Here is a 21,616-nt window from a genome sequence, read left to right as displayed (position 1 = left end):
AATGTTCAGCAGATTTTACTTATTTATCTCCATCATTCTACTTTTTGCCTCATGCGCCGGTGACCCGCTAGACGTTGATGTATCTGACATTGAAGCCAACATTGCCTTTGAACGATTTGATCAAAAAATGTTTGCCGCAGGTTCACCTGTTGAAATGAAGAAAATTAATGATGAGTGTTTAGCCTCTGCCGGGGAACTATATGAATTTTACGTGTGGGAAATGTTACGCTCAGGTAATGTGCACGATGACTCCATTGGTGTTTATCTTTTCTATTTTGTATCAGACAGCATGATGAACATGGTCATTGATGATATCAACGCTACTTTTGGTGATTTTCAAACTGAACAAGAACAAATCATTGAAGCGTTTAAGCATTTTAAATATCATCTGCCTGAAAACAAAATTCCTGAAAAAGTGATTACTTGGAATTCAGCATTTAATTATGGTGTTGTCTCAACGGATAAATATATTGGAATTGGGCTTGAAATGTATTTGGGAAATGAAAACCGGATAATTCAAAAAATTGGTTTTCCGCAATTCATGAAACAAAAAATGAGCAAAGAGTATTTGCTTGTAGATATTTGTCACAGCTGGGTTATTTCAAACGTGCTGGGTGAAGATCAAGGTGAAACTTTTTTGTCAAGCGCAATTTATTATGGCAAATTAAGATACCTAGTTTCTGCCATGATTCCGGATACTGAAGATTCTTATTTATTGAGATATACAACTGAAGAATATGAATGGGCTTTGGCAAGTGAATTCAACATCTGGCAGTTTTTGGTAGATATGGATTATATTTACTCAACTGATGCAAAGGTAAAATTGCGTTACTTTGAAGAAGCGCCAACAACGGTTGACATGGAGGGTTCTCCCGGAAGAATTGGACAATTTATTGGTTGGCGGATTGTGCAACAATACATGGAGAAAAATCCTGAAGTCACAGTAGAAGAATTAATCAAAGAAACAAACGAAGGAAAAATTTTAAAAGCATATAAACCAAGAGAAAATGAGCAATAAAAAAAACTCTCAAATACGGGTTGATGTAACAACCAATGAAAATCATATCCCTGAAAAAATAATCTGGAATGCAGACGAAGGAGATATTAAAGATGCTGAAGCAAAAGCCATGCTTCTGTCTTTGTGGGATGGCAAGACACATACCGCAATGCGCATTGATATTTGGAATCAGGAAATGACCATTGATGAAATGAAAAAGTTTTTTCACCAAACGCTTCTCACCATGTCTGACACTTTTGAGCGCGCCACAGGTGAACGCAACATTGCAGAGGATTTGAGAGATTATTGTCAGCACTTTGCTGAAAAAATGGGTATTCTGCCTCCTAAAAGTTAGTTCAGATAAGCTATTTTCAGACCAAAATAAATTGTTTTCAGGTGCATTTTCAGCCCTGGAAATAGGTGTTTATTTCTGCAATGTGAGCAAGGATTTCATCTCTGCCTACGGCCTTTTCTGCTGAACTCATAAAATGCGTTGGCATCTCCTCCCAATATGTGAGCATTTCTTTTTTGCATTTCTCTGGCACAACTGATCTCTCATGGGGTTTCAATTTATCTGTCTTGGTGAAAATAATGCTGAAAGGAATTTGATGTTCACCTAACCAACGCATAAATTCTTGATCAATTTTTTGGGTTGGATGTCGGCTGTCTATAAGAACATAAACGTTCATCAAATTCTCACGATGCTGAAGATAATCTGTAATAAATTTTTGCCAGCTTTTACTGAGTGATTTGCCAACTCGGGCATAGCCATAACCGGGTAAGTCAACTAAAAACCATTGTTCATTAATCAAGTAATGATTGATTAATTGCGTTTTTCCAGGTGTTGAAGATGTTTTGGCCAACGATTTTCTGTTACACAGCATATTGATAAGCGATGATTTACCAACATTGGATCTTCCAATGAAAGCATATTCAGGCCGTGTTGGATTTGGGCAACGTTTGTAATCTGTATTACTGATAACAAATTCTGCACTATTAATTTTCATGTTTTCAAAGATACAAATTATTAGCAATGCCTTATGGATTCACTCTTTCATACTATTTGAATCCTATTTAAAATATTATGCACTTCTATTCGTCATCACATCATCAACTAACCCTGATTTATTCAATATGTCAAAAAAGAAAATTTCTCTTAAACAGGTTTTCAAAGATATTATCTGGCCACGCAAAAAAATTCTTGCCGTTGGATTACTCCTTATTCTTGTCAGTCGCGGTGCCAGTTTGGTACTACCCTATTCTACCCAAGTATTAATTGACGAAATAGTTCCGCTCAAAGATTTTTATCTGATGAAAATTGTATTAGGTGCTGTAATCATTTCTTTGGGAGTTCAAGCAATCACATCGTTCTGGCTTACTAAACTGTTGAGTGTTGAAGCGCAGCATCTCATCTCTGAATTACGCGTGAAAGTGCAAAAAAAAGTACTTACCCTGCCGGTGAGTTTTTTTGACAATAACAAGTCAGGCGCATTGGTATCACGCATAATGACAGATGTTGAAGGGGTAAGAAATTTAGTAGGCACCGGATTCGTACAACTTATTGGAGGTTCAATAACGGCCGTTGCTGCTTTGATCTGGTTACTTAAAATGAATTGGATCATGACCATTTCAACCTTGATTCCAATTGCTGTTTTTGCGTTTATTGCCATGAAAGCTTTTGGAAAAATAAGACCCATATTCAAAGAGCGTGGAAAAATAAATGCAGATGTCACAGGGCGCTTAACAGAGACAATATCGGGTGTTAGAGTAATCAAAGGATTCAACGCAGAAGAACAAGAAAATAAAATTTTTCAACGCGGCACGGATCAGCTTTTTGAAAATGTAAAAAGTAGTTTAACAGCAACGTCTATGGTCACAAGTCTTGCCACATTTCTTTTAGGCGTTGGGTCTGTTACCATAATGGGTATAGGCGGATTTTTAATCATGGAAGGTCAAATGACCAATGGTGAATTTATTTCTTTCACGGTATTGTTAGGTTTTATGATTGCGCCCATCGTGCAAATGAGCAATATCGGATCTCAATTAACTGAAGCATTTGCAGGTTTAGACCGCACGGCTGAAATCATGAATGCAGCACCTGAAAATGATGATGAAACGAGAACACTTCAAATTAATTCAATGAAGGGTGATATTGAATTTGACAATGTGAAATTTTCTTATGAACAAGGTAAAGAAGTGTTGCATGGAGTTTCATTTTCCGCTCCTTCAGGATCAGTAACTGCACTGGTTGGTACAAGTGGTTCAGGCAAGTCAACCATTGCCGGTTTGGCAGCAACTTTTTTACAACCACACGCAGGAAAAATTACCATTGACGGAATGGATATCACTCAAGTAAATCTTTCTTCCTATAGACGTTTTTTAGGTGTTGTATTACAAGATGATTTTTTGTTTGAAGGAACCATTCGTGAAAACATTTTATTTCCACGTCCTGAAGCTACAGAAGAACAACTGCAGCATGCCGTAAAGGCAGCTTATGTCAATGAATTTACTGATCGGTTTGAGTTGGGACTAGACACAGTAATTGGAGAACGCGGAGTAAAATTATCAGGCGGACAACGTCAACGTATTGCTATTGCGCGCGCTATTCTTGCTGATCCTAAAATTTTAATTCTTGATGAAGCTACTTCGTCATTAGATACTGAAAGTGAATCTCTCATTCAGAAAAGTTTATCAGAATTGATGAAGGGTAGAACCACATTTGTAATTGCCCACCGGTTGAGTACCATTCGCCAGGCAAGTCAAATTTTAGTAATTGAACAAGGATTGATTGCAGAACGCGGCACGCATGATGAATTGATCAGCGCAGAAGGGAGATATTACAATTTGTACACGTATCAAAGCAGAATCTAATTTTGATTATTCATGCCTGCTTCGTGAAGTCCGTCTTTGAATCTTTGAATAGCTCTTTCTCGGGCAAAATTATGTTCAACTATGGGCTTAATATAATTGGACGATTCATAGCCGGGAATCCATGTGCGGATATAATTCAATTCAGGGTCAAATCTTTCTTGCTGAATTGATGGATTAAACACCCTGAAATAAGGAGCTGCATCACATCCGCAACCGGCAGCCCATTGCCAGTTTCCATTATTTGATGCAAGTTCAAAATCAAGCAATTTTTCTGCAAAATATGCTTCACCCCATCTCCAATCAATTAATAAATGTTTTACAAGAAAACTTGCGCATACCATACGCACTCTGTTGTGCATAGTACCCGTGGCATTGAGTTGCCTCATACCCGCATCAACAATTGGATATCCTGTTTCTCCGCTGCACCATTTTTCAAAATGATCTGTCCGGTTTTCCCACCGTATAAATTCGTATTGTTTTTTAAAACTCCATTCAGTAACATATGGAAAATGATATAGTATCTGAATAAAAAAATCACGCCAGATTATTTCCGACAAATACACCTCATCAATTTGTATTGCGCGCAATGCTAATTCTCTCACGCTAATAGTTCCAAATCTCAAATGCGGACCAACATGGCTAGTATTATCAGGAAACGGAAAATCACGATATTTTTTGTAATTCTTAATTTTAGTTAGATCAAATTCTGGTACTCGTATAGCTGAGTTTTTAATCCCCAATTCTTCTCGTGAAGGGAAAATTGAAATGCGGCATAAATAATTTGTTTTTGTGTGAGTTTTTTTTTCTTGCAATTCTTCCTTTATGGTTTCAAATTTCTCTAACCACTTATTTTTATACGGGGTATAAACTGTATAAGGGAAACGGTCTGGTTTTACAACTTCATCCTTCTCAAAAATAACATGATCTTTAAACGCATGTACACCAATTGATTTGCTGCATAATAAAACCTCTACTTCATAATCTCTTTGTATTGCATACGGTTCATAATCATGATTAAAATAAACCTGAGTTACTCTATATTTATCTGTGATATCTTTCCATACATCAACAGGGTTTCCCTTTAATATCTCAAGGGCAGAACCATAATTTACTAATTGATCATTAATTTTCTGCAATTGGTCATAGATGAAATTTAACCGGGCATCATCTTGGTCAATATTTTTTAAAATTTGATCATCAAAAATGAAGATAGGTAAAACAAGTTTGCCAGAATTTAAAGCGGCATTCAATCCTACATTATCATGCAATCTTAAATCCCTTCTAAACCAAAATACAACCAATGATTCACTCATATAAATTTTCTTTCATTACTAATCAACAAATTTTGAGAGAAATTGTTCTGCAAAAGTTCCTTCAATTTTCAATAGTATCTCCGTTCAATAAAACTTTTATCAAGCACATGATTTATTTCTGAGTTCTTTTAAAAAGAATCTTTATAAATTCAATAAAATGAACTATCTTGACTTTGATTTGTATCTAACAACAGATCAAGATATAATCTACAAATTTTGAGTTATGCAAAAATCCGGATTTATACTTTTTACTCTGATAATTCTCAACCAATCTGTAATCAGCCAGCAAGAATTAATTACGATAGAAACCCTATTTAGATCTGAATCTATAACCTATAATGGCTCTGATAATCCCAATGAATGTATGGAAGCCGTTGATACCGGCATTCGAATTCCGGCTAAAAAAGGAACTCTTTTTCTGCTCATACCGGCGCGTGAATTTGAAATACTGAAAAATAAATATGAAGGCAAAACGGTTACCATTACCTACGGATTATTCAGTGAATCTATTGGACAAAGTGGAGCAGCCGGTTGGGTTGAAAGAATCACATTTGAAGGTGAAATCATCTTTCAAGCGTGATGAGATATTTTATTCCTTTATAAGAATTAACAGTTTGGCTATATTGTTTGACTTCAGCAAACCAAAACAGTAAATACCTCAAACAAGGTATTTGCCTCTTTTTTATTCTGCAATAACTTTGACACCACTAATCTACCAACATGGAATTTCTCAATTTGATACGAACTATTCACGTTTTGTCCGGCGCATTCTGGATTGGTGAAATTGCAGTAATAAATTTCATCATTATTCCGGCTGCTGAAAAAATGAATGATCAGGTACGAAGTGAATATTTTGCCAAAGTATTTCCGGCAGTTTTTAAAATGGCATCTATATTGGCAGTGCTCGCTCTAATTACCGGTGTAGCCCTTGTTTATTTGGTGACAGGTGATGATTTGTCCAGATTGTTTGCAGGCAGATGGGGATTATCAATTTTAGTCGGTGGAATTATGGCAACTGTGTTAGCTATCTTCCATTTTTTTATAGAACATAAGCTTGCCAGAAAACTTGGATACATTCAAGAAAAAGATCCCAATGCAATGGCTGATTTTCACATTAAATTAAAAATTGTTCCCCGGCTTGGAATGGTGGTTATCACTGTGATTTTTCTATTGATGATCAATGCCGCCCGTGGAATTTGGTGAATCATTATTCTGGTTTACTTAGCTCAGGGTTACTGGTAAATGTATCATCCGTAAGTGTTTTCAGAAAGGCCACCATTTGCGTTTTTTCAACCGGATTTAACAGTACCCCTCCATCATCCACTTTTTTCATCAACGGATCAATATAAACCGAATGCTGTAGACCGGTACTATAAAATTCAACTACCTCTTCAAGTGTAGCGTAACGACCATCATGCATATAAGGCGCTGTCAGTTCAATATTGCGCAAGGTTGGTGTTCTAAATTTTCCAATATCTGACGTATTTCCGGTAATATTGAACAACCCTAAATCATTACCACTGAATGTAGAATTCAACCCATTATTATGCATCAAATTATCACGCCACATGGGATTACTTGAACTTCCATGACAATGAAAACAGTCTCCTCCATTTTCATCCATGAATAATGAAAATCCGGCAATTTCATCCGAGGTCAAACTCACTTCTCCACGCAGGTATTTATCAAATTTTGAATTGTATGAAATTTGGGTTCGCATGAATTGTGCAAGTGCGTAGCTGATATATTTTTTTCTTTCATCAGTAGTTAATTTTATTATTTCAATTCCGAATGCTTGCCAAAATAATTTTGGATATTCATCATGTCTGCTTAATCGGGATAAAATGCTATCATTATTTGCGTTCAGAAAAATATTTCCTTCAGCCAAATCAGCAAGGGCCACACTGTCCAAAGCATGCGTATCTCCCAGCCAACCATAATTGCTGTTCCATGCTAGATTTACATGCGGAGGAATGCTCATGCCATTTGGACCCGGAATGCCGGAAGTGAATCCTTCTTCTTGATGATGACACGTTGAACAAGATCTACCATTCATTGAAAGAATTGTATCATAATATAATTTTCTTCCCAGATATGCTCCTTCTACAGTAGTTTTATTCCAGTCAGGTTCAGGTACCGCCGGAAAATTTTCAAATGCCACAGGAAAATTATACGGCTGTGGATTGTATTCTCCCCACTGCTCATGCATGGTTACTGGATAATGTTTATCCTTACGACAAGAAAGAAGAAAAAGACCGATAAAGATAACGAGTGCAGTAACTTTCATTCTGGCAAGATCAGCATTTTAGAGAAAACAAAAAATGATCTGCATCATTTACTTCAGTTGATAATAATGGTGCTGCAATTTTATTTATTGCAATGCTCACAAAATGCAGAGTCTGCATGATGACTAAAAATAAAATTCGGATCATACAATAAAGCAATTTGTCTGCCTAATTCATCTTTAAATAATTTCAACATTTCATGAGAAATAATTCCATCTTCAGCACTTGTACTTTTAACAAACTGCAACCAAGATGAAAGATTAATCATGCTGATAATTCCGGCAGAGAATGGTGTCCTCACTGAACCATTATTTTCGAATAGTACAGCGTACATCAACAATTGTCTGGCATAGGATCTTTTTGAACCTTCAAATAATTTGAACATCTGATCTTGATCCAAATAATTGTCCGGAAAATTAACTTTCTCTCGGTCACATTTTCCACTTTTGTAATCAATAATTCGAGTAGTTTGATTAATCCGATCAATGCGATCTGCATTACCTATCAATCTGATTGATTTTTTTCCTAAAACAGTATCAATTTCTATTGTGGTTTCAAGATGGTGCTCAAGATGCTGAATAAAAATTGGATCATTTGATTGTTCAATTTCTATAATTTGTCTGTCAATAAATCGCTCTAAAAAACCAAGTGAAATTTCATACGATAATTTATTCTGCCCATATTTCAATTCCTCTGCCTCAAACAACACTTTTCCCGGCTCATCTGCATTCTCTAAAACATATTCATTCCATAAATACGATGACAGATTTTTTTTCTCATCTTTCAGAATTTTTGCGCTGAGTGGTTGCCCTGTTTCCAAAAAGTGTTTTCTAAAAATATTTTCAAGCACCTTATGAATTTTTGTACCAAAAGTTGATGATTCAATATTTTCCTCTACCCCACTATCCTCTTTCATTTCTAAAATATACCGGTAATAAAAATCCAACGGACAACTAATTAGTTTGTTCAGCGCAGAAGGCGATAAGCCCTTGTTTGTAAAATAATGATCAAGTTTTTCATGCACTGAATTCACTGAAGCATATTGAGGCATGTTAATATTAGCGCCTGAATCTTCAGAACTATAGGTATATTCATGATACATATAACCTGGTAGCGTAATGAGTTCATTTTTCATTTGCTCAATGTATCGGCTTTTTTCTGAATTACCTATGCCATCAGCTGAACTGTTGTAAGTCATGTACACCGTTTTTGCACGCTGCAATAAACGATAAAAATGGTGTGCGTAAATCGCTTGACGTTCTTCTTCAGTTGGCAATCCATGAAAGTTGCGAAGGTCATACGGAATCATGGAATTACTGATTCCAACTTGTGGCATCTGACCTTCATTCATACCTAGAATAATTAGCGTATCAAAATCAATCAGCCTCGTTTCAAGTATTCCCATAATCTGCAAACCTTCAATTGGGTTACCTAGAAATGACAACGAATCTTGTTGCCAAAACTGAAACATAATTTTTCTGAAAGTTTTTAAATCTAATTCATGAGGATACTTAACATGAATTTGCTCAAATTTTTTAACCGCCACCATGAAGTGATACAAAATTTCAAGTTCAAGATGTGCAGATGATATTTTTTTGAAATGATGATACAAGCAAGATACCAATTCACGCATAGCTTTAAATCCATCATTAACGCAATCACTCCAATATTTGAATACATTAGACAAGGGCTCAAGTTCAGGCAAAGTTTGCCCAACTTCAATCCAATCTATAAATACTTTGTTTTTGGCTTTAATTTCTTCTTCAATTTCCTGAACCTTCTCTTGTTTTTTAATCATCGCGCGTATAAATGCGTGATCTAAAATCCTAAGAAGATTTCTGTGATATAACTTTGAATTGGAAAATTTGGAAAAGCTAAATTGCAATTCAAATATCTGATCAAGTAAACTTTTAAAATGGGTAAGTTTTATAGGATACCCCATCGTAACGTTGACATTCCCAAGTTCATCGGGAATGTATTTCAGAAAAGGAATTAATAGTGATTCGTCAGCAAGCACAATGGCAGTTTTACTCATGTCGTGCCCTTGAATTTTTGATAAAGAGTGCAGAATTTTTCCGGCAATGCGTGCTTGACCCGTTTGTTGAGCACTTTCAATTACAGTAATTTCCTTTGGTACATCTTTGAAAAAAGAACTTAACGTCGGTTTGCTATTCCAACTATTATAAATCTTTCTATAAAAATACCCGGCCTCATGACCCTCATTGAGAAAATAAAATTCATCAACATCTGGAATAAATTCAGCTAACTGATACTTTACCAAATGCCTGATTATTTTTTCTTCACTTGCAGATAGCGCATTGAATCCTGCAAAAAGAAAATACTTGCGGTGAAAATTAATATGATCAATTTCATTTGCAAGATTTCTGTAAACCATACCACGGGTTGTTTCACCGTTAGCATTTAGCGTGTGGTGCAATTTCTCATAGTATTTTGGCAAACTATCCCATAAATGCATAAATTGTTGCTGTCCTTTACTGAGTTCACTGTCAGAGAAACTCCACTGTTCCAATTCCTTAATATTTCTCAAATCTCTGAAAATAGCCTTTGGATCAATCAAATTCCGATCCACCTCGTCAAAATCAGCCAGCAGATTTGTGGCCCACTTTGCGAATTCATTGAATGATTCATTGGTTGAAGGACTCAATTGTTTGTGCACATCAAAAAAACTGAACATGAGTTCGTGTTGACTGAGAATTCTTTTTTCAGAATAAGAAGTAATCCACTCATCAATAGTCAGAATTTCTGGTAAGAATAATGGTTTTGTGTGATGCTCAGCAAGATATTTCTGGATATAGACAGCAGCTCGTTTTCCCGGCAAAATGATTGAAATATCGTCAATTGACTTTTCGCTTATTAAAAATATTTTATCGGTAATATTTTTCAAATAATTATTCATTATACACCTGTATTACTGCTAGTTAATGTATTTATAAACACTAAATCAAATATCATTTGTTCATAAATATTGACTGTTATTTAAGCAGATATCAATTTTATGATTAGTTTTGTGTCAGTTAATGATTAATATATCGTCTTACAGATTGAATCAAACGAAACACTCTGATAGGTAAAAGTGATAAATATAATGAATCATTCGATGGTGTTGAGAGTAAAATAAGCACAAGCTTTCTGATCAAAAGTTTGTGCGTGTAGAAATAGTTAAATCGAATAGTGTAAAAAAAGGGGTCGTAAATAGTTTACGGTCTGAGGCGATTTCTTTGACAAAAAAAACAAATGTTATGGCAGAAGTAAACAATGAAAAAATCAAAGCGTTGCAATTAACGCTAGACAAACTTGAAAAAGCTTACGGCAAAGGTACCGTAATGAAACTTGGTGATTCAGCAGTAGAAGAAATGGATGTAATTTCTTCAGGCTCGGTATCACTTGATTTGGCACTGGGAGTGAAAGGATTTCCAAAAGGCCGTATTATTGAAATATTTGGTCCTGAGTCATCAGGTAAAACAACCATTGCGCTGCACGCAATTGCAGAGGCACAAAAGGCAGGAGGCATAGCAGCTTTTATAGATGCAGAGCACGCCTTTGACAGGTTTTATGCCGAAAAACTCGGGGTAGATACTGAAAACCTCTTGGTGTCACAGCCTGACAATGGAGAGCAAGCCCTTGAAATTGCAGACAATTTGATTCGCTCAGGTGCAGTAGACATCCTAGTGATTGACTCAGTTGCTGCATTAACGCCAAAAGCTGAAATTGAAGGAGAAATGGGTGATTCTCAAATGGGATTACAAGCCAGATTGATGTCCAAAGCGCTCAGAAAATTGACAGGCTCTATTAATAAAGCACATACATGCTGCATTTTTATTAATCAGCTCCGCGACAAAATCGGTGTTATGTTTGGAAATCCTGAAACTACTACGGGGGGTAACGCACTTAAGTTCTACTCTTCTATACGCGTAGATATAAGGAGAGCCAGTCAAATTAAAGAAGGAGATGAAGTGACCGGAAGCAGAACCAAAGTGAAAATTGTAAAAAATAAAGTTGCGCCTCCTTTCAAAAAGGCCGAATTTGATATTATGTATGGAGAAGGAATTTCTAAGGTGGGTGAAATCGTCGATTTAGGGGTTGAGCTGGGTGTCATTAAAAAAAGCGGCTCCTGGTTCAGCTACGGCGATACCAAACTTGGGCAAGGCAGAGATGCTGTGAAAATTATTCTCAAAGACAATGAAGAATTGATGGAAGAGCTCGAGCAAAAAATCATTGACGAACTTTCAGCTAAAGAAAACGCGTAAGCTTCAGGCTTACAACAAGCGCGGCAGATTTACTTCTACCAAACAAAAGAGGGGTGTTGGATTTTTTCCGGCACTCCTTTTTTTATACACTTCAATCAATGAATGATACCTTTGTAAATCTATTATTCTAAATTTGAATCAAATCAGTCTTTGTGAAATTCAAAATATTTATCCCCGTTCTCATTTTTCTGGCTTCGTGCTCAGGAGAAAGCCAACCTGTAAATGAAAACAGAGACACTGTTATAACCGACTCCTTGGTTTGGTTTAATAAAAAAGTTTCTGCAGAACCAAACAACAAATTCCTATTATTTGAAAGAGCAAAATTTTTTGTTCGCAAAGGAGACGCTGATCAGGCGCAATTAGATCTTGAGAAATATTTGTCACTTGACTCCTCCAATTTAGAAGTGCATAAACTTTACGCCGACATCATGATGGCGAAATTAAATCTGGAAAAAAGTAAATATCATTTTGATTTTATTATTCAGCGTGACTCCCTCAACGCTCCCGCCTTTGCCGGCATGGGTAAACTCTATGCTCTACTTGAGAATAATGCCGCAGCAATTGCATATCTGAATAAATCACTCCAACTAGATCCTTATCAAAGTGACCCTTACTTTATGAAGGGAATGATTTATCGCAGTGATTTTTTACAGACAGGTAGGACCGAGAGTTGGGACCTAGCCTTGTCATCTTTTCAAACAGCCATTGAACAAGATCCCGAAAATTATTCAGCCTACGTACAACTTGGCGTAATGTATGATCAGCTTGGTGATTCAACTGCGGTAGAATATTATAACTCAGCACTAGATATTTACCCTGAAAGTATAGAAGCTTGGTATAACAAAGGAATGTTTTATCAAAATAGAAATAGAATTGAAGAGGCATTAAATTGTTACCGGACACTGAATGATATTGACTCAACCTGGGCAGACCCTTATTATAATCAGGGGTATATTTATTTGCTTATTCAGGAAAATCTAGATAGCGCAGTTTATTATATGAACAAAGCCACCGAACTTGATCCCCTATATTATCAGGCCTTCAACAACCTTGGTTTGGCGTTTGAGAAAAAAGGAGATAAACAAAAGGCGATAAAAAATTACATGAAAGCGGTAGAAATAAATCCTGACTTTAAAATTGCAAAAGATAATTTAAACAGACTGCAATAATGACTTTAAGGGAACGATTAAGAAACCCTTTTGTACAGCAGTATCTGCTAGAGATTATATTACCGCTTGCCGGATATTTTTTCTTTGATTGGACCCTTGTAATTATTGCCGCATTTTATCTTATTGATCAGATAGCATCAGAAAGTTCTTTCATCCGTAAATTTTCTGCCATTTCCAAAGCTGAAAATAAATCACGTTTCCTTCTTCTTATTGTCAGCACATTATCTAGTCTAGCCATGTTATCGTTTGAGAGTTATCTTTTGATTGATTACTTCACCTTGTTTGAGCCGACAGCAGAACAAAATATTTCGAACGAACTGAAAACTTTTGCAGCGGAAGAGCTGTGGCTGTTGTTACCGGTTGTTTTACTGATGTATTACGTGAAAGATCAGTTCACTTTTTTTGTGCCAAGACGCTTTTTACTGAAAGAATCAAGAAGATTTTTCATCTGGCATTGGATAGAAAACATTCTTTTGATGATACTAGTTTTTTCAGCAACGCAACTACTCAAAAATCATCCAATACCAGACGCAGCAGTTATTACTATTTTTCTAGTATTAAAGATCAGTTTCGATTTTTCAATCGTGAAATTTTCTGATAAAAAATCAAACAAACAGTAATTACCAATTAGGAGATTTGCAAGGATCATGATCAAGGCCGAGCACCTGACCAACTGTTTTTAACTCACCTTTAATTTTCACCCAAGTATACGCAAGATCCAGTGGCGTTGATTTCAATTCACCTTGGTATGAGTACTGCAAATAAACTTCATAGTACTGCTCATAACCGGTAAATTTTACTTCTACACCTTTCGGTTTAATTATTTCAATTTCCTGATTATCGCAGCAGCCACAGAAAAGTCCAATTTTTTTCACAGATTCAATATAATCTGCGGCTCGTTGCGCATCCTCTTTAGATAAATAAGCCAACTGGTCAGCATACACAAACGGTGTTGCAATTAGAAAACAACATAGAATTAATACAATTTTTTTCATAGGTCAGATTTTATTTTTACTCAATTACTTTTCATTTAATAAGCTCGTTCATTTTTTCCTTCAATAAAATTAATGAAAGATTTATTGACAACTTTATTGCCTCCCGGGGTTGGGTAATCTCCGGTGAAATACCAATCACCCTTATTCTCAGGACACGATATATGCAAATTCTCTACCGTCTGAAAAACTATTTTCAATTCAGCTTTCAGCGACTCAGGTCTGAGCATTTGAGAAATTTTCTCTGAAATTTGATCGTCAGAAAATGGAGCATAAATTTCTTTCACCAGATTCACCATGCTTTCTTTCTTCAATTTCTCTTGAGCTTTACAACGATGATAAACATCATCAATGACATGAGACATTCCACTTTCTTTGAGAAGTTCTATTGCTGCTTCAAAAGCAATAAAATCACCCAGCCTTGCCATATCAATTCCGTAACAATCAGGATAACGTATTTGCGGAGCACTGGAAAGAATGACTATTTGTTTTGGCTGCAAACGATCAAGAATTCTCAAAATACTTTTTTTCAACGTTGTGCCTCTCACTATAGAATCATCAATCACCACCAAATGATCAACCCCCGGACGAACGGTTCCATAAGTAATGTCATAAACGTGAGCAACAAGGTCGTCACGTCCTTTATCTTGACTGATAAAGGTTCTGAGTTTGGTGTCTTTAATGGCAACTTTTTCTATTCTAGTGCGGCGTGAAAGAATAGTTCTCAATTTTTCATCAGAAAGAGAATTGCCGCTCTCACGAATCAATTTTATTTTCTCTTCGTTTTGATAATCTTCTAACCCTTTTATCAAACCGTAGAATGCAGTTTCAGCCGAATTAGGTATGTAAGAAAAAACGGCGTTGTCCAATTCAAAATTAATTGCCTTGAGTGTTGCAGGTACCATGTTTCTGCCAAGCTCTTTTCTTTCATTATAGATTGAATAATCGCCGGGGCGTGAAAAATAAATTCGCTCAAATGAACATTGTTTTTGTTCCTTTGGTTCTTTGATTAGTTTTTCAGAAACTTCACCACTGCGTTTTATTATCAAAGCATGGCCAGGTTGAATATATCTTATAGCTTCAGCCGGCACATTAAAGGCAGTTTGAATAGCAGGACGCTCAGACGCGACAACACAAATTTCATCGTCTTCATACCAAAAGGCAGGTCTGATTCCATTTGGATCTCTCAATACAAATGCGTCACCATGACCAATAAGACCAGCCATGGCGTAGCCTCCATCCCAAACCTCAGATGATTTTTTCAGTATGTGTTGAATATCTATATGCTGTCCAATGAGATTATAGATATCTCTATTTGAGAGCGAATCATTTTTGAACTGAGCATATAATTTATCATTTTCTTCATCCAGAAAGTGACCAATTTTTTCCATTACTGTCACAGTATCACTCATTGCCTTTGGATGCTGACCAAGTTTGAGAAGCAGTTCAAACAACTCATCATTATTGGTTAAATTAAAATTTCCGGCAACCAAAAGACTGCGGGTTTTCCAATTATTCTGTCTCAAAAATGGGTGACAGTTTTCAATTGAATTACCGCCGTAAGTACCATATCTCAAATGTCCTAAAAAAAGCTCACCTGTAAAACCTGCATTAAGCTTCATATATTCAGAATCGCGCAGATAAGCGGCATTTTTAGCTTCAATATCCAAAAATCTGGCATTGATACGTCTGAAAATTTCTTGAATTGGCTGTGGATCAACAGATCTTGAACGACTGATGTAGCGATGTCCGGGCTCAACATCAAATTTAATATTAGCTAAACCGGCACCGTCTTGACCGCGGTTATGTTGTTTTTCCATCAACAGATACATTTTGTTGACGCCATAAAACAAGGTGCCGTATTTATGCAAATAAAATTCGAGCGGTTTTTTCAGGCGGAGCAGTGCTATTCCGCATTCGTGCTTTATTGGGTCGCTCATGATGAGGTGGCTGACTGAATTGTGAGCGCAAAGTTAAGAAAGTCTTATAAATAACGGTATACGGGAATATTTTAAGAATTTTCCACTGAATCTTTGTTAATAAAATTAAACGTTGTACATTTGCACCCCGAATTATAGGAAAGAGTACTAATTATTAAAAGACAAAAATTGTGAATACACTTAGCTACAAAACAGTTTCAATCAGCAAAGAAACAGCCGCCAAAAAGTGGTTACTGGTTGACGCAGAAGGACAGACACTGGGCCGCTTGGCAAGTAACGTAGCATTTCTTCTCAGAGGAAAACACAAAACTAATTTTACCGTGAATGCTGACTGCGGTGACAATGTAGTTGTAATTAATGCTGAGAAAGTGGTTCTTACCGGAGATAAAATGGAGACAAAAATCTACATTCACCACACCGGATATCCTGGAGGACAGCGTGAAACTACCCCTCGTGAGTTTCTTGCAAAAAAACCAGAAAGACTGGTAGAAAAAGCCGTAAAAGGGATGTTACCAAAAAACAAATTGGGAAGTGAGTTGTACAGAAACCTGAAAGTTTTTGCCGGTACACAACACACCCATGAGGCACAAAAACCAGAGCCTATCAAACTAGATTCAATTAAATAAACAGTATAAACCAAACTATGAGTGTAACCAACACATTAGGAAGAAGAAAGACCGCCGTTGCGCGCGTATACCTTTCTAAAGGCTCAGGGAAAATCACTGTCAACGACCGTGAGGCTAAAGAATATTTTGCAACAGCAGTATTGCTTGACAAAGTAAATCAGCCTTTCAATCTGACTCAAACATTAGGTCAGTATGATGCAAACATCAATGTTGATGGTGGTGGTGTGAATGGTCAGGCAGAAGCAGTTCGCCTTGGCATTTCACGCGCTTTGGTAGAAATTAATCCTGATTTCAAAACAATGTTGAAAGCAGACGGATTAATGACCAGAGATCCGCGCATGGTAGAGCGCAAAAAGCCAGGAAGAAAGAAAGCACGCAAGAGATTCCAGTTCTCTAAACGTTAATCTTTGGATATTCCGGGGTCGTTTAGTATCTAAATTGCTGAGACTATTCAAACAAGAATGCTACTCAGTGATTGCTTTAAAACGAATCCTTCGCACCTGACGGGGTCAGCTGCGGAAAAAAGTAAAAAGAAAGTAAACAACCGTTCGTCAAAGACGGACACAAAAAGAAAAAAATGAACAAAACATCATTTGAAGAATTGTTAGAAGCAGGTGTTCACTTTGGTCACCTGAAAAGTAAGTGGAACCCTTATATGGCGCCTTACATCTTTACAGAAAAAAAAGGCATCCACATTCTAGATCTAAATAAAACAGCAGTACATCTTGATCAGGCATGCGCAGCGTTGAAACAAATCGCAAAATCTGGTAAAAAAGTATTGTTTGTGGCTACCAAAAAACAAGCAAAAGATATTTTGGTTGACCGTGTGAAACCTACAAAAATGCCATTTGTAGTTGAACGTTGGTCAGGCGGAATGCTTACCAATTTTGGTACTATCCGCAAAGCTATCCGCAAAATGACATCTATTGATAAAATGGGTGAAGACGGAACACTTGCTACCCTTTCAAAAAGAGAGCGTTTGCAATTGTCACGTACTCGTGGTAAACTTGATAAAAACTACGGAACCATTGCTGATATGACTCGCGTACCGGCTGCTATTTTTGTTATTGATGTAATGAAAGAGCATATTGCTGTGAAAGAAGCCAAAAAATTGGGAATTCCAACATTTGCAATGGTGGATACTAATTCTGACCCACGCGGTATTGACTTTATCATACCCGCAAATGATGATGCAACAAAATCAATTGCAAAAATTTTGGATAAAGTAACTGAAGCCATCAATGAAGGACTTGAAGAGCGTAAAAATTCACGTGCCGGTGCAAAAGAAGACGGAGATGATGCTGCAAAAAAATCAAGCCGTCCGAAAGTAAAGGCTAACGTTGAAGAGACAGAAAATTAATTAATCGCATTATATAAACATCATGGAAATGGTCATTACAGCCGCACAGGTAAATAACCTAAGGGCAATTACCGGAGCAGGAATGATGGATTGCAAAAAAGCACTTGTTGAAGCCAACGGTGATACACAAGCTGCCATTGACATCCTGCGTAAAAAAGGACAAAAAGTTGCTGCAAAACGCGGTGACAACGAAGCAAAAGAAGGAATCACGATAGCCAAAACTTTTAACAACGCAAAAACCGGTGTTATTCTTGCCTTGAATTGTGAAACAGATTTCGTTGCAAAAAATGAATCGTATTATAAACTGGTAGATTCATTTGTTGATCTTGCCGGAAAAACACGTCCCGCATCTATAGAATCATTCATGAATGAGAAATATGATGCTACCTTAACCGTTGCTGAAAAAATTACTGAACAAGTTGGTGTGATTGGTGAAAAACTTGAACTTTCGAATTTATGGATTATTGATGGAGAGACTGTAGTTGCATACAATCACCCTGGTAACCAAATCGCAACGCTTGTAGCACTTAACAAAGCTGGTGAAACTGTTGCAGATGCAGGAAGACAAGTAGCGATGCAAGTTGCCGCAATGGCTCCAATTGCATTAAATAAAGATGGAGTTGATGCTGACACGGTTCGACGTGAAATTGAAATTGGTAAAGAACTTGCCATTCAAGAAGGAAAACCAGCTGACATGGCTGAGAAAATTGCTCAAGGACGTCTGCAAAAATTCTTTAAAGAAAGTACTTTATTGTCTCAAGAATTTATCCGTGATAATAAAAAATCTGTTGAGCAATTTCTCAATGATACTGAGAAAGGGCTTACTGTTTCAGATTTCAAACGGGTTGCATTAAAATAATAAGATTTAAAAAAAAGAAAGAGAGATTTAGTCTCTCTTTTTTTTTGCCTGAGCTGAAATCAAGAACAAAGAAATAAATATCTTGCCTATAAAATGGCAATAAAAAGAGCGAAGAAATGAAATATAAAAGAGTACTTCTAAAGCTGAGCGGAGAATCTCTCATGGGAGATAAACAATTTGGAATTGACAACAAAGTCATAAACGAATACGCAGCTGAAATCAAACAACTTTGTGATGCACGTATTGAAGTGGCCATAGTTATTGGAGGTGGAAATATATTCAGGGGAGTTCAGGCTGAACATGGAGGCATGGACAGAACCCAAGGAGATTATATGGGGATGTTAGCAACCATGATTAACAGTATGGCTTTGCAAGCAGCGCTGGATAAGTTGGGAATTTATACCCGTTTGCAATCAGCCATTGAAATGAAAGAAATTGCTGAACCATTTATCAAAAGAAGAGCCGTACGACATCTTGAAAAAGGACGAGTAGTAATATTTGGCGCAGGTACCGGCAGTCCCTATTTCACTACCGATTCAGCTGCGGCCTTGAGAGCCATTGAAATCAATGCAGACGTTATTTTAAAAGGCACTCGCGTTGATGGAATTTATACAGCAGATCCAGAAAAAGATAAATCAGCTACAAAATTTGATACCATTACATTTGATGAGGCCTACAAACGCGGGCTCAATGTAATGGATCTCACTGCATTTACACTTTGCAAAGAAAATAATTTACCCATTGTTGTTTTTGACATGAATCAAAAAGGCAATTTACTGCGAGTTGTTTCAGGCGAAAAAATTGGTACTTTAGTAACCTCCTAAAATCATGTTATGGAAGACGAAATTCAGTTGTTGTTAGAACAAGCTAAAGAAAATAATGACAAAACTATTGCGCATCTTATTGCAGGACTAGAAAAAGTGCGTGCCGGTAAAGCTACACCTTCAATGCTTGACAGTGTAATGGTAGAATATTACGGTGCAATGACTCCGATTCACCAATTAGCCAATGTAAATACAATGGACGCCCGCACTATTACAGTTCAACCCTGGGAGCGCGGAATACTTGACGCCATTGCAACTGGAATTATCAATGCAAATATTGGTTTGAATCCGCAAAACAACGGAGACATGATAATTCTCAACGTACCTGCATTAACAGAAGAGCGCAGAAAAGATCTGGTGAAAAAAGTGAAAGCAGAAGTTGAGCATGCGAAAGTGGGTATCCGTAACAATCGCAAAGATGCAATGGATGAATTGAAAAAACTTAAAACCGATGGTTTGCCTGAAGACAGAGTGAAAGATTTAGAAACAAAAATTCAGACCTTGACTGATGCAGCCGTTAAGCGTTGTGATGAATTAGCCGCCAAAAAAGAATCAGATATTATGACAATCTGATTTCATACAAGAAACATTTTGATAAATCCTGTTGCGCAAGTGGCAGGATTTTTTTTTAGGAAAATAAAAAAACCTGAAAAGAGATTACTGATAGTCGTGGTAGTAGCATGCTCTTTTCAGGTTACCGTGCAAGGAAATTAAAACCAGAAGCAATCAAATTGCGTTCTGATGGTATAACGCTTAAAGAATTAAATTGGTTGGCTGGGATTTAAGAATTAATTTCAAATTTATATCCAACACCTCTTAATGATTTGAAATACTGAGGATTGCGATTATCCTTTTCAAAGTATTTTCGTAGGTTCAAGATATAATTATCAATAGTTCGGCTGGTAGGATACTGTTCTTTACCCCAAATGGTATCTAGAATTAAATCACGTGAAACTACCTCACCTTTTTTAGTGATGAGCAATTTCAGCAATTCCATTTCTCTTCTTGATAAAGTTTGTTTATTGCCCGATGCCGGAACTATTTCATACGTTTTAAAATTCACTCGATGACCGTCAAATTCAAAAACATCAGGCAGAGATTCGATGTCTGTTTTTTTTCTGTCAATTAAAATTCCAACACGCAGTAAAAGTTCTTCCAGATTAAAGGGCTTCACCAGATAATCATCTGCACCTAATTTTAAACCGGCAATACGATCAGCAGAAGTGCCTTTGGCAGAAATAATCAATACCGGCACCTGACTAACTTTGCGTATTTCACGACACACATCAAAGCCGCTTAGTTCAGGTAACATCACATCCAAAATAACTAAACTGAATGATTGGTCAAAAAGATTCAATGCCTGTTTACCTGATGTTGCAATAACTACTTCATAGTTTTCAAGTTCAAGATTTAATGAAAGAACATTGAGTAAACTTTCTTCATCTTCAACCAATAAAATTTTTTTAGCAATTGCCATGATATTTTTCTTCAGATCAGGATGCCGAATTAAATTTCGGCGCTGCAAATTTAAAAATTAATAATGGTAGATTTGAAACGGTAAATAAGAGAAGATGTTTGTGCAAGAAAAAATTTTTGTCGGTGTTGGCACCAATCTTGGAAATAGAATGGAAAATCTGCAGCGTTGTTATGAATTAATTGAATCAAAAGAGCACATTTTCATTGATCACTTATCGCCCATCTATCAATCACCCCCGTGGGGATTTGAAGCTTCACAAGATTTTTACAATACCGTTATCAGCATACGCACCACACTTGATCCCGTTCAATTACTTGCAGAGCTCAAGAAAATTGAAACTGAAATGGGCAGAACCCGGAAAAGCGAATGCGGGTATGAATCAAGAATTATTGATTTAGATATTCTGGACTACGCCGGATTAATTATAACGGGTGAAGCACTTGAGGTTCCGCACCCAAAAATGCACTTGCGTTCCTTTGTATTACTACCTCTGCAAGATATTTCACCCAATTGGATGCATCCTGATTCAAAGAAGCATATCAAAGAATTAATACAGACTTTAAATCCCACTGAAATCAAGGCTTTGAGACTTGCTGTAAACGATTAAGATTCATAAAATACCCGAAAATGCCCGT

22 protein-coding genes are annotated in these 21,616 nt (G+C 36.6%); 15 read left to right on the top strand and 7 right to left on the bottom strand.

The genetic code is table 11. The annotated features are described in order from the left end of the window. Position 1 precedes the first annotated feature (1 nt). Together IPH66_14160 and gldC are read left to right on the top strand one after the other, a co-directional pair. Positions 2-1,018, top strand: a complete 1,017-nt coding sequence (locus IPH66_14160) for a hypothetical protein (GenBank protein MBK7130484.1) — start codon at positions 2-4, stop codon at positions 1,016-1,018. Next, complete coding sequence (gldC, locus tag IPH66_14155; GenBank protein MBK7130483.1) at positions 1,008-1,352, top strand: gliding motility protein GldC; 345 nt, start codon at positions 1,008-1,010, stop codon at positions 1,350-1,352. Before IPH66_14160 ends, gldC begins: the two co-directional genes overlap by 11 nt. A gap of 49 nt (positions 1,353-1,401) precedes the next feature. Here the strand turns inward: gldC and IPH66_14150 are convergent, their stop codons facing one another. After that, positions 1,402-2,004, bottom strand: coding sequence for a YihA family ribosome biogenesis GTP-binding protein (locus tag IPH66_14150; GenBank protein ID MBK7130482.1), 603 nt, complete (start codon positions 2,002-2,004; stop codon positions 1,402-1,404). A 127-nt stretch (positions 2,005-2,131) separates the two neighbouring features. Between IPH66_14150 and IPH66_14145 the strand changes: the two genes are divergently transcribed. Further along, positions 2,132-3,868: an ABC transporter ATP-binding protein gene (locus IPH66_14145; protein ID MBK7130481.1), complete on the top strand. Its 1,737-nt coding sequence runs from the start codon at positions 2,132-2,134 to the stop codon at positions 3,866-3,868. Here the strand turns inward: IPH66_14145 and IPH66_14140 are convergent. After that, the gene (locus IPH66_14140; protein MBK7130480.1) at positions 3,865-5,181 is read right to left on the bottom strand and encodes a deoxyribodipyrimidine photo-lyase; all 1,317 of its coding nucleotides are present in this window, start codon (positions 5,179-5,181) and stop codon (positions 3,865-3,867) included. The two genes, IPH66_14145 and IPH66_14140, sit on opposite strands and share 4 nt — an antisense overlap. A 223-nt stretch (positions 5,182-5,404) precedes the next feature. On the opposite strand from IPH66_14140, the gene IPH66_14135 reads away from it, so the two are divergent. Together IPH66_14135 and IPH66_14130 are read left to right on the top strand one after the other, a co-directional pair. Beyond that, complete coding sequence (locus IPH66_14135) at positions 5,405-5,761, top strand: hypothetical protein (protein ID MBK7130479.1); 357 nt, start codon at positions 5,405-5,407, stop codon at positions 5,759-5,761. Between the two features lie 140 nt (positions 5,762-5,901). After that, entirely contained in the window at positions 5,902-6,384 is a 483-nt protein-coding gene (locus IPH66_14130) for a DUF2269 family protein (GenBank protein MBK7130478.1), read from the top strand. Positions 6,385-6,388: 4 nt separating this feature from the next. Here the strand turns inward: IPH66_14130 and IPH66_14125 are convergent, their stop codons facing one another. Together IPH66_14125 and IPH66_14120 are read right to left on the bottom strand one after the other, a co-directional pair. Then, positions 6,389-7,468, bottom strand: coding sequence for a cytochrome-c peroxidase (locus IPH66_14125; GenBank protein MBK7130477.1), 1,080 nt, complete (start codon positions 7,466-7,468; stop codon positions 6,389-6,391). 80 nt (positions 7,469-7,548) lie between these two features. After that, a complete protein-coding gene (locus IPH66_14120; GenBank protein ID MBK7130476.1) occupies positions 7,549-10,383 on the bottom strand; it encodes a PD-(D/E)XK nuclease family protein in 2,835 nt (944 codons plus the stop codon). A gap of 343 nt (positions 10,384-10,726) precedes the next feature. On the opposite strand from IPH66_14120, the gene recA reads away from it, so the two are divergent. The 3 genes from recA (at position 10,727) to IPH66_14105 (ending at position 13,523) form a co-directional block, all read left to right on the top strand. Further along, entirely contained in the window at positions 10,727-11,734 is a 1,008-nt protein-coding gene (recA, locus tag IPH66_14115; protein ID MBK7130475.1) for a recombinase RecA, read from the top strand. A 152-nt stretch (positions 11,735-11,886) separates the two neighbouring features. Continuing rightward, positions 11,887-12,903 carry a tetratricopeptide repeat protein gene (locus tag IPH66_14110; GenBank protein ID MBK7130474.1) on the top strand — a complete coding sequence of 339 codons (1,017 nt, stop codon included), beginning with the start codon at positions 11,887-11,889 and terminating at the stop codon, positions 12,901-12,903. Further along, positions 12,903-13,523 carry a hypothetical protein gene (locus IPH66_14105; GenBank protein ID MBK7130473.1) on the top strand — a complete coding sequence of 207 codons (621 nt, stop codon included), beginning with the start codon at positions 12,903-12,905 and terminating at the stop codon, positions 13,521-13,523. The genes IPH66_14110 and IPH66_14105 overlap by 1 nt, the downstream gene beginning before the upstream one ends. On the opposite strand, the gene IPH66_14100 is transcribed toward IPH66_14105, so the two are convergent. Both IPH66_14100 and IPH66_14095 read right to left on the bottom strand, forming a co-directional pair. Next, positions 13,524-13,898, bottom strand: coding sequence for a hypothetical protein (locus IPH66_14100; GenBank protein ID MBK7130472.1), 375 nt, complete (start codon positions 13,896-13,898; stop codon positions 13,524-13,526). Between the two features lie 35 nt (positions 13,899-13,933). After that, the gene (locus IPH66_14095; protein ID MBK7130471.1) at positions 13,934-15,835 is read right to left on the bottom strand and encodes an amidophosphoribosyltransferase; all 1,902 of its coding nucleotides are present in this window, start codon (positions 15,833-15,835) and stop codon (positions 13,934-13,936) included. Between the two features lie 170 nt (positions 15,836-16,005). Between IPH66_14095 and rplM the strand changes: the two genes are divergently transcribed. The 6 genes from rplM (at position 16,006) to frr (ending at position 20,077) form a co-directional block, all read left to right on the top strand. Then, the gene (gene rplM / locus IPH66_14090) at positions 16,006-16,461 is read left to right on the top strand and encodes a 50S ribosomal protein L13 (GenBank protein ID MBK7130470.1); all 456 of its coding nucleotides are present in this window, start codon (positions 16,006-16,008) and stop codon (positions 16,459-16,461) included. 17 nt (positions 16,462-16,478) lie between these two features. Next, positions 16,479-16,865 carry a 30S ribosomal protein S9 gene (gene rpsI / locus IPH66_14085; protein MBK7130469.1) on the top strand — a complete coding sequence of 129 codons (387 nt, stop codon included), beginning with the start codon at positions 16,479-16,481 and terminating at the stop codon, positions 16,863-16,865. A 173-nt stretch (positions 16,866-17,038) separates the two neighbouring features. Then, positions 17,039-17,821: a 30S ribosomal protein S2 gene (rpsB, locus tag IPH66_14080; GenBank protein MBK7130468.1), complete on the top strand. Its 783-nt coding sequence runs from the start codon at positions 17,039-17,041 to the stop codon at positions 17,819-17,821. 28 nt (positions 17,822-17,849) lie between these two features. Beyond that, positions 17,850-18,680: an elongation factor Ts gene (locus IPH66_14075; GenBank protein ID MBK7130467.1), complete on the top strand. Its 831-nt coding sequence runs from the start codon at positions 17,850-17,852 to the stop codon at positions 18,678-18,680. 116 nt (positions 18,681-18,796) lie between these two features. After that, positions 18,797-19,504 carry a UMP kinase gene (locus tag IPH66_14070; protein MBK7130466.1) on the top strand — a complete coding sequence of 236 codons (708 nt, stop codon included), beginning with the start codon at positions 18,797-18,799 and terminating at the stop codon, positions 19,502-19,504. A gap of 9 nt (positions 19,505-19,513) precedes the next feature. Further along, a complete protein-coding gene (gene frr, locus IPH66_14065) occupies positions 19,514-20,077 on the top strand; it encodes a ribosome recycling factor (GenBank protein ID MBK7130465.1) in 564 nt (187 codons plus the stop codon). A 208-nt stretch (positions 20,078-20,285) separates the two neighbouring features. On the opposite strand, the gene IPH66_14060 is transcribed toward frr, so the two are convergent. Continuing rightward, positions 20,286-20,981 carry a response regulator transcription factor gene (locus IPH66_14060; protein ID MBK7130464.1) on the bottom strand — a complete coding sequence of 232 codons (696 nt, stop codon included), beginning with the start codon at positions 20,979-20,981 and terminating at the stop codon, positions 20,286-20,288. 94 nt (positions 20,982-21,075) lie between these two features. On the opposite strand from IPH66_14060, the gene folK reads away from it, so the two are divergent. Next, positions 21,076-21,588: a 2-amino-4-hydroxy-6-hydroxymethyldihydropteridine diphosphokinase gene (gene folK / locus IPH66_14055; protein ID MBK7130463.1), complete on the top strand. Its 513-nt coding sequence runs from the start codon at positions 21,076-21,078 to the stop codon at positions 21,586-21,588. Positions 21,589-21,616: the final 28 nt, after the last annotated feature.

This window comes from Crocinitomicaceae bacterium, assembly GCA_016708105.1.
In the GTDB taxonomy this organism is placed as follows: domain Bacteria; phylum Bacteroidota; class Bacteroidia; order Flavobacteriales_D; family Crocinitomicaceae; genus JADJGJ01.
Note: the sequence above shows the minus strand (reverse complement) of the source record. Positions and strands in the feature narration are given on the sequence as shown.

Excerpts from the sequence above, each read along its gene's own strand:
- IPH66_14160 (MBK7130484.1), top strand. The coding sequence starts at position 2 with ATGTTCAGCAGATTTTACTTATTTATCTCCATCATTCTACTTTTTGCC.
- gldC (MBK7130483.1), top strand. The coding sequence starts at position 1,008 with ATGAGCAATAAAAAAAACTCTCAAATACGGGTTGATGTAACAACCAAT.
- IPH66_14150 (MBK7130482.1), bottom strand. The coding sequence starts at position 2,004 with ATGAAAATTAATAGTGCAGAATTTGTTATCAGTAATACAGATTACAAA.
- IPH66_14145 (MBK7130481.1), top strand. The coding sequence starts at position 2,132 with ATGTCAAAAAAGAAAATTTCTCTTAAACAGGTTTTCAAAGATATTATC.
- IPH66_14140 (MBK7130480.1), bottom strand. The coding sequence starts at position 5,181 with ATGAGTGAATCATTGGTTGTATTTTGGTTTAGAAGGGATTTAAGATTG.
- IPH66_14135 (MBK7130479.1), top strand. The coding sequence starts at position 5,405 with ATGCAAAAATCCGGATTTATACTTTTTACTCTGATAATTCTCAACCAA.
- IPH66_14130 (MBK7130478.1), top strand. The coding sequence starts at position 5,902 with ATGGAATTTCTCAATTTGATACGAACTATTCACGTTTTGTCCGGCGCA.
- IPH66_14125 (MBK7130477.1), bottom strand. The coding sequence starts at position 7,468 with ATGAAAGTTACTGCACTCGTTATCTTTATCGGTCTTTTTCTTCTTTCT.
- IPH66_14120 (MBK7130476.1), bottom strand. The coding sequence starts at position 10,383 with ATGAATAATTATTTGAAAAATATTACCGATAAAATATTTTTAATAAGC.
- recA (MBK7130475.1), top strand. The coding sequence starts at position 10,727 with ATGGCAGAAGTAAACAATGAAAAAATCAAAGCGTTGCAATTAACGCTA.
- IPH66_14105 (MBK7130473.1), top strand. The coding sequence starts at position 12,903 with ATGACTTTAAGGGAACGATTAAGAAACCCTTTTGTACAGCAGTATCTG.
- IPH66_14100 (MBK7130472.1), bottom strand. The coding sequence starts at position 13,898 with ATGAAAAAAATTGTATTAATTCTATGTTGTTTTCTAATTGCAACACCG.
- IPH66_14095 (MBK7130471.1), bottom strand. The coding sequence starts at position 15,835 with ATGAGCGACCCAATAAAGCACGAATGCGGAATAGCACTGCTCCGCCTG.
- rpsI (MBK7130469.1), top strand. The coding sequence starts at position 16,479 with ATGAGTGTAACCAACACATTAGGAAGAAGAAAGACCGCCGTTGCGCGC.
- rpsB (MBK7130468.1), top strand. The coding sequence starts at position 17,039 with ATGAACAAAACATCATTTGAAGAATTGTTAGAAGCAGGTGTTCACTTT.
- IPH66_14075 (MBK7130467.1), top strand. The coding sequence starts at position 17,850 with ATGGTCATTACAGCCGCACAGGTAAATAACCTAAGGGCAATTACCGGA.
- IPH66_14070 (MBK7130466.1), top strand. The coding sequence starts at position 18,797 with ATGAAATATAAAAGAGTACTTCTAAAGCTGAGCGGAGAATCTCTCATG.
- frr (MBK7130465.1), top strand. The coding sequence starts at position 19,514 with ATGGAAGACGAAATTCAGTTGTTGTTAGAACAAGCTAAAGAAAATAAT.
- IPH66_14060 (MBK7130464.1), bottom strand. The coding sequence starts at position 20,981 with ATGGCAATTGCTAAAAAAATTTTATTGGTTGAAGATGAAGAAAGTTTA.
- folK (MBK7130463.1), top strand. The coding sequence starts at position 21,076 with ATGTTTGTGCAAGAAAAAATTTTTGTCGGTGTTGGCACCAATCTTGGA.